The organism is Streptomyces niveiscabiei (assembly GCF_001419795.1).
GTDB classification, from domain to species: domain Bacteria; phylum Actinomycetota; class Actinomycetes; order Streptomycetales; family Streptomycetaceae; genus Streptomyces; species Streptomyces niveiscabiei.
Window position 1 is genome coordinate 1 of record NZ_LIRL01000423.1, and the last position, 9204, is coordinate 9204.

At 72.6% G+C, this 9204-nt stretch carries 6 protein-coding genes, 1 tRNA gene and 2 pseudogenes; 6 read left to right on the plus strand and 3 right to left on the minus strand.

The genetic code is table 11. The features are described from left to right. Positions 1-830 (minus strand): annotated as a pseudogene (locus tag AOK24_RS20700) (RICIN domain-containing protein); the annotation flags it as partial. A gap of 441 nt (positions 831-1271) precedes the next feature. Here AOK24_RS20700 and galU point away from each other — a divergent pair. Then, the gene (gene galU, locus AOK24_RS20705; protein ID WP_055721554.1) at positions 1272-2201 is read left to right on the plus strand and encodes a UTP--glucose-1-phosphate uridylyltransferase GalU; all 930 of its coding nucleotides are present in this window, start codon (positions 1272-1274) and stop codon (positions 2199-2201) included. Positions 2202-2232: 31 nt separating this feature from the next. Here the strand turns inward: galU and AOK24_RS20710 are convergent, their stop codons facing one another. Next, a complete protein-coding gene (locus AOK24_RS20710; protein ID WP_055721555.1) occupies positions 2233-2685 on the minus strand; it encodes a DUF4442 domain-containing protein in 453 nt (150 codons plus the stop codon). A 138-nt stretch (positions 2686-2823) separates the two neighbouring features. Between AOK24_RS20710 and AOK24_RS20715 the strand changes: the two genes are divergently transcribed. From AOK24_RS20715 to AOK24_RS20730, 4 genes and pseudogenes are all read left to right on the plus strand, one after another. Beyond that, complete coding sequence (locus AOK24_RS20715) at positions 2824-3942, plus strand: DUF8017 domain-containing protein (protein WP_055721556.1); 1119 nt, start codon at positions 2824-2826, stop codon at positions 3940-3942. A gap of 82 nt (positions 3943-4024) precedes the next feature. Further along, positions 4025-5221 (plus strand): annotated as a pseudogene (locus AOK24_RS20720) (MFS transporter); the annotation flags it as partial. A 620-nt stretch (positions 5222-5841) separates the two neighbouring features. Beyond that, the gene (locus AOK24_RS20725; RefSeq protein ID WP_055721557.1) at positions 5842-6714 is read left to right on the plus strand and encodes an arylamine N-acetyltransferase family protein; all 873 of its coding nucleotides are present in this window, start codon (positions 5842-5844) and stop codon (positions 6712-6714) included. After that, a complete protein-coding gene (locus tag AOK24_RS20730) occupies positions 6714-8288 on the plus strand; it encodes a class I adenylate-forming enzyme family protein (RefSeq protein WP_055721558.1) in 1575 nt (524 codons plus the stop codon). Before AOK24_RS20725 ends, AOK24_RS20730 begins: the two co-directional genes overlap by 1 nt. A 53-nt stretch (positions 8289-8341) precedes the next feature. Here the strand turns inward: AOK24_RS20730 and AOK24_RS48605 are convergent. Then, positions 8342-8411: transfer RNA gene (locus AOK24_RS48605), tRNA-Gly, on the minus strand. A 94-nt stretch (positions 8412-8505) separates the two neighbouring features. Between AOK24_RS48605 and AOK24_RS20735 the strand changes: the two genes are divergently transcribed. Next, positions 8506-8955: a carboxymuconolactone decarboxylase family protein gene (locus AOK24_RS20735; protein WP_240554034.1), complete on the plus strand. Its 450-nt coding sequence runs from the start codon at positions 8506-8508 to the stop codon at positions 8953-8955. Positions 8956-9204: the final 249 nt, after the last annotated feature.

Sequence of the window (9204 nt, forward strand, 5' to 3'; positions counted from 1 at the left end):
CGCCCGGCCCGCGATTCGAGATACCGCCGCCCGCCCCACCCGAGCACGGTCTCGGCCAGCAGAACGTCCAACGCGTCGTCGAAGAAGCTGAGTTGCTCGGCGGCATGCCGGCAGTACCGGCACTCGGCGAGATGGTCGCGGACGTCGGGCAGCAGGGACCCGCCCCGCCGCAGCGGCACATCGAGGAGCCGGTTGTAGAACCGGCATTGATCGGACGGCGCGAGTTCGCGGTGCGCCCGCACGCAGGCGGTCCGGAATTGGGTCCGCGCCTCCCGCAGCCCGGCGCCCGCCGTCAACTCGTCGACACCCAGCAGACCAGCGGGTATGGATATGGACTCGGCTTCCACTTCCGTGTGCCACAAGAGGCATTGAGAGGCCGCGGGCAGCGAACGGAAAGCCGCTTCCGCGAGTTGCCGCCTTTCCGGCGTCCCGGCGCGCGAGGCCCTGAGGCCGCGCGCGCCGACGGTCTTGCGGAGTTCCGGCAGCGCGGCGGGTACGGCGTCGGCTCCGGCCCATTCCCGCACGACGTCCCGTACGGCGACGAGGAATTGGGGACGCAGCGCGCCGCCGGGGCGGCCGGCGGCGAGCCGGCCGAGTACGCGGTGGACGGCCGCAGCGGCCACGAGCTGCGGGGACTGCCCTCGGGCGGCGAGACAGATCGCCGCGTACTCGTGGGTGGCGCGCCAGTGCCGGGCGAGCAGCAGGGCGACGGCGCGGGAACTCCCGTCGCCGGCCGCGCCGATGTGGGCCACGAGGTCGCGGTCCGAGTCGCCGGGGTGCCGGCCGGGACGGGGCGGATAGGGCGGACGGGGTGGGTTGGGCGACTGCACGGAACCATTTCCTTCCAAGCCGGCGTCCACCCAGGGAATAAGGGCGCGCCGGAAAAGCAGGTGCGTGATTGGTGCGTACCTGTGGCCGGATCGGCTCGCTTGGCCTGAACCGACCGTCCTTAAGGGACGCTTACCTTCGCACATACGCCTCATTGGAAACAAGAAGTTCGGGTGACCCAAGTTCAAACAGCCGGAATTTCAGATAAGTTACCGCCGGTATCCGCACCGGCATTCGAAAACTTCCGCCGGGCGCCCGGAAGACGGACCTCAACTTGTGCGCGCGCCCCGGTGGATGGCACACGAAATCTTCAACTTCCGTACGGCGGCCCGTCGTTCGCCGCTCGTTCCGGATCCACCCCCGGCGAAGATCCGGCGCGGATCCACAGGTTTCTCCGATCCGGCTCCCGGCGTACTCCCAGACCGGCGGTCCAGCATGGCCGCATGACCGCCCCCCGCCGCCCCGCGCCCACCGTCCGCAAAGCCGTCGTCCCGGCCGCCGGCCTCGGCACCCGCTTCCTGCCGGCGACGAAGGCGACCCCGAAGGAGATGCTCCCGGTCGTCGACAAGCCGGCCATCCAGTACGTCGTCGAGGAGGCCGCCGCGGCCGGTCTCGACGACGTCCTGATGGTGACCGGCCGCCACAAGCGCGCGATCGAGGACCACTTCGACCACGCCTTCGAACTGGAGCAGGCCCTCGCCGCGAAGGGCGACACGGTCCGCCTGGACGCCGTGCGCGACCCGGCCCGGCTCGCCGACATCCACCACATCCGCCAGGGCGACCCCCTCGGCCTCGGCCACGCCGTCCTGTGCGCCCGGCACCACGTCGGCGACCAGCCGTTCGCGGTCCTGCTCGGCGACGACCTGATCGACGCCCGCGAGAACCTGCTCACCGAGATGCTGGAGGTCCGCGAGCGGTACGAGGGGAGCGTCGTCGCCCTGATGGAGGTGCCGGCGGAGCAGGTCCACCTGTACGGCTGCGCGGCCGTGGAGCCGACCGGCGAGGACGGCGTCGTACGCGTCACCGGGCTCGTCGAGAAGCCGGCGCGCGCGGACGCGCCCAGCCGGTACGCCGTGATCGGGCGGTACGTCCTCGACCCGGCCGTCTTCGGCGTCCTGGAGCGCACCCCGCCCGGCCGGGGCGGCGAGATCCAGCTCACCGACGCGCTCCAGGAACTCGCGGCGGGCGGCACGGTGCACGGCGTGATCTTCGAGGGGCTGCGCTACGACACCGGCGACAAGGCCGACTACCTGCGCACGGTGGTGCGGCTCGCGTGCGCGCGGGCCGACCTCGGGCCGGAGTTCACGGCGTGGCTGAAGGAGTTCGTCGCCGGGTTCGAGGAGGGGGCCGGGGGGAGGCGGCTGGCCGCCTGAAGATGCCGGGCCCCTCCCGCGTCGTACGGGGTCAGCTGTTGGGGCGGAGGGTCCAGACCACCGTCATCTCGCCGGTCACCGCGCCGTCCTCGCGCTGGATCTCGATGGTGACGGGGAACTCGGGGCGTTCGCCCTTGTCGAGTTCGGCGACGACGTCGGCGGCCGGGCGGCCGAGGGTGGCGGTGGCGGTGACGCGGCCCATCGCGAGCTTCTTGTAGGCGATCTGGGCGCTGACGGCGAGGGGGACCGCGCGGGAGAGCTGGTCGCCGAAGGCCGCGAGGACGATGGCGCCGCTCGCGGACTCGCCGAGGGTGAACATGGCGCCGGCGTGCGGGCCACCGACGTGGTTGTGGAAGGCGCCCTGGTCCGGGAGGGCGAGGACGGCCCGCTCCCGGCTGGTCTCCAGGAACTCCAGGCCGAGGGTCCGGACCAAGGGGACGGTGGCGGCGAGCTGCTCGCCGAGGGTTTTCTGGTCAGCGCTCATGCCGGGATGTTACCCACGAGTAGCCAACGGCGGCCAGGGGGGTACGGACACGGGCGAACCGTCCGAGTCGTGATCGAACCGTGAGCGTCCGGGGGTGGTGGCCGAAAGGCGACCACGGCGCCACTAGGGTTTCTCCGCATGTGGCAAGGACAGCAGCCGCCCGGGGGAGAGCAGAACCCGCAGGCGCAGAACAATCCGTATCAGCAGCCGGGCTATCAGCAGGGCAATCCGTACCAGCAGGGCGGCTACCAGCAGCCCGGCGCCCAGCAGCCGGGCGCCCCGCAGCCCGGTCCGGCGCAGCCCGGGTACCCGCAGCCGGGCTACCCGCAGCCTGGGGCTCAGCAGCCCAACCCCTATGCGCAGCAGCCCGGTTGGGGCGCGCCGACCGTCGTGGGCGGTCCGCAGGCGCAGCCGGGAGGCGGGGGCGGCGGCGGTGGCCGCAACCGGACGAAGCTCGTCGCGATCGTCTCCGCGTCGGCGGTCGTGCTGACCGCCGCGGTGACCGGGTTCGTGGTGCTCGGCGACGACGGCGGCACGAAGACCGAGGCGAAGGGGGGCGGCGCGAGCGCCTCCGCGTCGCCGACGCCGACGCCGTCCGTCTCCACCGACGCCGGGTCCAACCCGCGCAGCGGTGACAGCGAGGAGAAGCCGACGGTCGCGGGGTGGAAGGTCGTCATCAACCCCAAGTGGGGCACCGCGTTCGACGTGCCGCCCGAGTGGGAGGTGCAGCCGCCCGGGACCGCGCTCGGCTACGAGTGGGAGGACAAGGCCAAGCCCACCGGCTACGACTCGGTCATCATGACCGGCACCGCCGCGCTGAAGCCGAAGTGGTGCACGTCCGACCCCGACAAGGACGGCAAGACCAGCGACTCGCGGCTCGGCGTGACCGGCACGAAGGGCGCGTCCGGGGCGAAGAACACCGACGAGATCGCCGTGAACACGCCCGCGTGGTGGGTGTTCGGCGGGTACACCAACCCCGACAAGAAGAGCATCACCTTCGACAAGAAGGGCACGCCGTACACCACCGCCGCCGGGATCGCGGGCAGTTACGGCTGGGCGCGGTCCGCGAACAACCCCACGAAGGGCAAGTGCGCGGCGGACGGCAAGGCCATCACGTTCGGGTTCAAGAACTCGAAGGGGGACTTCGTGTCGTGGACGCTGTCCACGGCGAAGGGCGTCAAGGACGAGGTGCCGGACGCGACGATCATGAAGATCCTGAGCACGGTGCGGCTGCACGGGGACCCGGTGGAGGGCTGAGGTTCTTCTTCGAAAGGGGGGTGGCACCCGCGCGTCGATAATCCGTTTGTCGGCCCGCACGCCCGGCCGCGATAGTCACCCGGTGACCCGAGCCGCCACCCCCCACTCCGGTGCCCGCAGACCCGCCTGGGCCGGACGCAACTACACCCTCCTCACCGCCGCCGCGTTCGTCACGAACCTCGGCGCTCAAGGCGCCCTGATCGCCGCCGCGTTCGCCGTACTGGAAACCGGCGGCGACGGCGGCGACGTGGGTCTCGTCGCGGCGGCCCGCACCCTCCCGCTGGTCCTGTTCCTGCTGATCGGCGGCGCGGTCGCGGACCGCCTCCCCCGCCACCGCGTGATGGTCGCCGCGAACGCGCTCAACTTCCTCTCGCAGGGCGCGTTCGCCGTGCTCGTCCTGGCCGGCGAGCCGAAGCTGTGGCAGATGATGCTGCTCAGCGCACTGGGCGGCACCGGCCAGGCGTTCTTCGGCCCGGCGTCCGAGGGCATGCTCCTGTCCTCGGTCTCCGGGTCCCAGGCGGGCCGCGCGTTCGCCGTCTACCGGACGGCGATGCAGGGTGCGGCGCTCGGCGGCGCGGCGCTCGGCGGGGCCATGGTCGCCGCGGTCGGCCCCGGCTGGGTCCTCGCGGTGGACGCGGCGGCCTTCGCGGTCGCAGGCTCGCTGCGGGCGTTCCTCGACGTACGCCACATCCCCGAACGCACCGGCTCCCAGGGCCTGTTCGCCGATCTCCGGGAGGGCTGGCAGGAGTTCAGCAGCCGCCCCTGGCTGTGGGGCATCGTCCTCCAGTTCTCGATCGCCAACGCCCTGGCGGGCGCGGCGGACGCGGTGTACGGCCCCCTCGTCGCCCGCGACCACCTGGGCGGCGCCGCCCCCTGGGGCATCGCCCTCGGCTTCTTCGGCGCGGGCACGGTCGCCGGCGCCCTCCTGATGACCCGCTGGCACCCCCGGCGCCTGCTCCTCGTCGGCACCCTCTGCGTCTTCCCCTACGCCTTCCCGGCCGCCGCCCTCGCGGTCCCGGCGCCGATCGCCGTCCTGTGCGCGGTGATGTTCCTCACCGGCCTGACCGTCGAGGTCTTCGGGGTGAGCTGGATGACCGCCCTCCACCAGGAGATCCCGGAGGAGAAGCTGTCCCGCGTCTCCGCCTACGACTGGTTCGGCTCCGTCGCCCTCGTCCCCGTCGCCCTGGCCATCGCGGGCCCGGCGGAGACGTCCTTCGGCCGCCCGTCCGCGCTGTGGGGATGCGCGGTGGCGGTCGTCGCGGTGACGGCGGCGGTCCTGGAAGCGACGGGATCCGCCCTCACCCCGAAGCGCCCCGTGGTCCTGGACGTAGGTGGCATCGACACCCCGACGGCCCTCACGCACCTCCCCCTCGCGGAACTCCCGATGATCGCCCGCACCCGGCCCGCGACCCCGGTACGGATGGCGGACCCGGCGCTGCCGGGCTACGGCGCGGGCACCCGCACGGCGCGGGAGACGCTCGCGGCGGTGACCTCCTTGCGCCGCCCGGTGGAATGGCACGACGGCGCACCGGCCCCGTCCGTCTCCCTCGCCGCGGCGGTCCCGGTGACGACGCCCGCCCGCAGACCGGCACTTCTGCTGGGCGAATGGCCGGACCCCCGCAGACCCCCCGCGAACTTCTGGGTGACGAACATGCGCCTCCCCGCCCCGGTCCTCCTGCGCCTGACGAAGCACACGGACCGGGTCACCCGCACGGCCGCGACCAGGGCCCGGCAGACGGGTCTGCGGGACTTCGCGGGCCGTTCACTGACGGGCTGGCACCGTCATCTGACCCTCGCCTCGGTGGCCTGCGCGGTCGCCGCGTTCCCCCCGCCGGGGACCTGACGAACTGCTTTCGGCCGCGTTGCCCGGCGCCGGACCCCCCTCGGAGGATCCGGCGCATGGCCACGGACCGCACCGTACTCACCCCGTCACCGCCGAGGGACCCGCAATGGGGCGGGCACCTGCTGGATCTCGCCGCCTATCTGCGCCGGATCGGCCACCCGCCGGCCCCCACGACACCGGAGTCCCTGCACCGCGCGCACAAGTCGGCGATCGCGTTCGAGAACGTGGACGTCGCCCTGGAGCGCGGCATCTCCCTCGAACTCCCGGACATCCAGCGGAAGTTGGTGGCATCCGGCCGGGGCGGCTACTGCTTCGAGCACAACCTCCTGTACGCCGCGGCCCTGGAGGCGACCGGCGTCCCGGTGACCCGCCTCCTGGCCCGGGTCCGCCAGGGCAGGAAGCTGATCCGCTACCGCGCCCACACGACGCTCCTCGTGGACATCGACGGCGAGCGACACCTCGCGGACGTCGGCTTCGGCGCCGAGGGCCTCCTCGCCCCGCTCCCCTTCGCCGACGGCGCGACCCACGCCGAGGGCGGCTTCGCCTGGCGCCTGGTCCGCGAGGGCGAAGCGGACTGGGTGCTCCAGTCCCTGCACGCCGACGGCTGGTTCGACCTGTACGCGTTCCGCCTGGAACACCACCACGCGGTCGACTTCGACGTCTCCAACCACTACACGGCCACCCACCCGCGCTCCACGTTCACGGGCAAGCTCGTCGCGATGCGCGGCGACGCGTACAGCCAGCAGACCCTGATGAACAGCCGGTTGACGACCCGGTACGCCGACTGCCGCACCGAAGAACGCGAGTTGACCGGCGACGAGGTGATCCGCGCCCTGCGCGACACCTTCGCGATCCGGCTGACCGACCCCGACGCACGGCTGCTGACGCAGCGGCTGTCCACCACCTTCGCAAGCCCCCAGGAGGGATGATGGCGCTCCACCTGCCCGCCAGCAAGAAGCCGCTGAGGCTCGGGCTGATCCCGGAGGAGGCCGCGGCCCGCAACCCGGGCGTGCCGGTCACCCTGGACCACGACATCGACACGGTCCCGGAGGCGGGCCGCGAGCTGACGTTCGCCTCGCTCGCCGACCTCGTCGACGACCTGGCCGCGCGGCTGTGGGCCGCGGGCGTCCGGGCGGGCGAGCACCTCGCCCTGTACAAGACGCACAACTTCGACATCTACCTGCTGGCCTGCGCGGCGTCCCGGCTCGGCGCGGTGCCGGTCCTGCTGTCCCCGGCGCTGGACGGCACGACGGTCCGGGCCCTGCTCGACCGGCTGGAGCGCCCCAACCTCCTTACCGACGAGGCCAAGTTGGGCGACGAGCTGGCGGACCTGCCGCTCGCCGAGTCCGCGTCCCGGGTGATCGTCCCGCGCGGCGACCGCCCCGGCACCGTCTCGCTGGAGTCGCTGGCCGGCGCCCCGCGCCGTACGCCGGTCCGGCTCGACGGGGACCAGCCCGCGCTGATGACGCACACGTCCGGCACGACCGGCGTGCCGAAGCTGGTCGTGCACACGGCCCTGTCGCTGCGCGGGCGCTACCGCCCCCAGGAACAGCTGGTCGCGCTGATCCGCAACCGGGAGACGTACGCCGTGCACGTGTCGTTCGTGCACTCGCGCATGTACATGGCGCTGGCGGTGATGCTGGAGCACGGCATGCCGATCGTCGTCATCGACGACAGCGAGCCGGAGCGGGTCGCGCCGCTGCTGGCCCGCACGAAGCCGGGGATCGTCGAGACGCACCCCAACACCTTCGTGGAGTGGGAGGAGTTGGTCGAACACCCGCTGCGCCCGCTGTCCAACGTCAAGTACTACAGCGGCACGTTCGACGCGATCCACCCGCCCACGATCCACAAACTGCTCTCCGCGTCCCTGCGCCGCAGCCCGATCTTCTTCCAGTTCTACGGGCAGAGCGAGTGCGGCCCGCTCGTCGCGCGCTGGTACACCCGCAAGAACGCCCTGACGGCGAACGGCCGTTGCCTCGGCTACCCGCTGCCGGGCATGACCCATGTGCGGGTCGTGCCGCGTGACGGGCAGCGGCCGTCGAAGAAGACGCCGGGGTTCATCGAGGTGATGAGCGACGGCCGGGCGATCACCTACTACGCCGAGGACGAGCGCTATCGGCAGGAGTGCAACGGGCGTTGGTGGCGTACCGGCGACGTCGGCTACCGGGACCGGTGGGGGCGGGTGCACGTCCTGGACCGGGCCGTCGACGTCATCGAGAACGTCGACTCGACGCTGGAGGTCGAGGACGCGGTCCTGGGCCGGCTCGACGAGCTGATCGAGCTGGTGCTCGTCGCCGGGCCCGCGGGCGATCCCGTGCCGGTGGTGTGCACGAAGAACAACGTCCCGCTGGACCACGCCCGTTGGCGGCGCGCGGTGCAGGACTTCCCGCAGCTCTCCACGCCGGTGCAGATCCCGCTCGCCGAACTGCCCCGGACGGCGACGATGAAGGTGCAGCGGCTGGAGCTGGCGCGGCGGCTGCGGGAGCGCCTCGAACCGGCGTAGACCTCTCAACGTACGAAGCCCGCCCCACAGTTGTGGGACGGGCTTCGTCTCGGAGCGCTGGGCGGGCCTTGCACCTGCATCTCCCCGCAGGAAGCGGGGCGTCTTTCCTTGGACTACCAACGCATCGGCCGTTTCCCCGAGTTGGGGCGTCGGCCGCAAGATCAATCATAGGGCACGGGGAGGGGTGGTCGCGACCGGCCCGTGGTTGGATCGTCCCGTGACGCGACGGATCTACATCGACAAACAGAGCCCGAAGGCGTACCACGCCCTCGTCCAGACCTCGGAGGCCGTACGGGCGACGGCCGCCGACGCCGGTCTGCCCCGCACGCTCGTCGAGCTGGTCAACCTCCGGGTGTCCCAGCTCAACGGCTGCGCCTTCTGCCTGGACGTCCACACGAAGGCGGCCCTGCGCGAGGGCGACACGCCGCGCCGCCTCGGCGTCCTCGCGGCCTGGCGGGACACCGCGCTCTTCACCCCCGAGGAGCGCGCGGCCCTGGCCCTCGCCGAGGTGACGACCCTGACCACCGACGCGGACGCCCAGGAGGCCGCGTACGCCGAGGCGCGCGAGGTGTTCACCGACGAGCAGCTCTCGGCGGTGATCTGGGCGGCCGTGACGATCAACGCCTTCAACCGGGTGTCGATCATGAGCAAGCACCCGGTCCGTTGAACTGGGGCTCGCTCGGCGACCTCGCCGGCCGCCGCGTCCTGGACCTCGGCTGCGGCCCGGCCGACGACGCCGCGCACCTGGTCGAGACGTACGGCGTCGAGGTCGACGNNGGCTGATCGCCGCCGACCCCGTCGAGCACCTGCGGCGCGAGCCGGCGGCGTACGACGTCGTGTACGCGGTGGGCTCGCTGCCGTCGGCCGATCCGGCGCGGCTGTGGCCCGCGCTGGCGACCGCGCTCGCCCCCGGCGC

Excerpts from the sequence above, each read along its gene's own strand:
- galU (WP_055721554.1), top strand. The coding sequence starts at position 1,272 with ATGACCGCCCCCCGCCGCCCCGCGCCCACCGTCCGCAAAGCCGTCGTC.
- AOK24_RS20710 (WP_055721555.1), bottom strand. The coding sequence starts at position 2,685 with ATGAGCGCTGACCAGAAAACCCTCGGCGAGCAGCTCGCCGCCACCGTC.
- AOK24_RS20715 (WP_055721556.1), top strand. The coding sequence starts at position 2,824 with ATGTGGCAAGGACAGCAGCCGCCCGGGGGAGAGCAGAACCCGCAGGCG.
- AOK24_RS20725 (WP_055721557.1), top strand. The coding sequence starts at position 5,842 with ATGGCCACGGACCGCACCGTACTCACCCCGTCACCGCCGAGGGACCCG.
- AOK24_RS20730 (WP_055721558.1), top strand. The coding sequence starts at position 6,714 with ATGGCGCTCCACCTGCCCGCCAGCAAGAAGCCGCTGAGGCTCGGGCTG.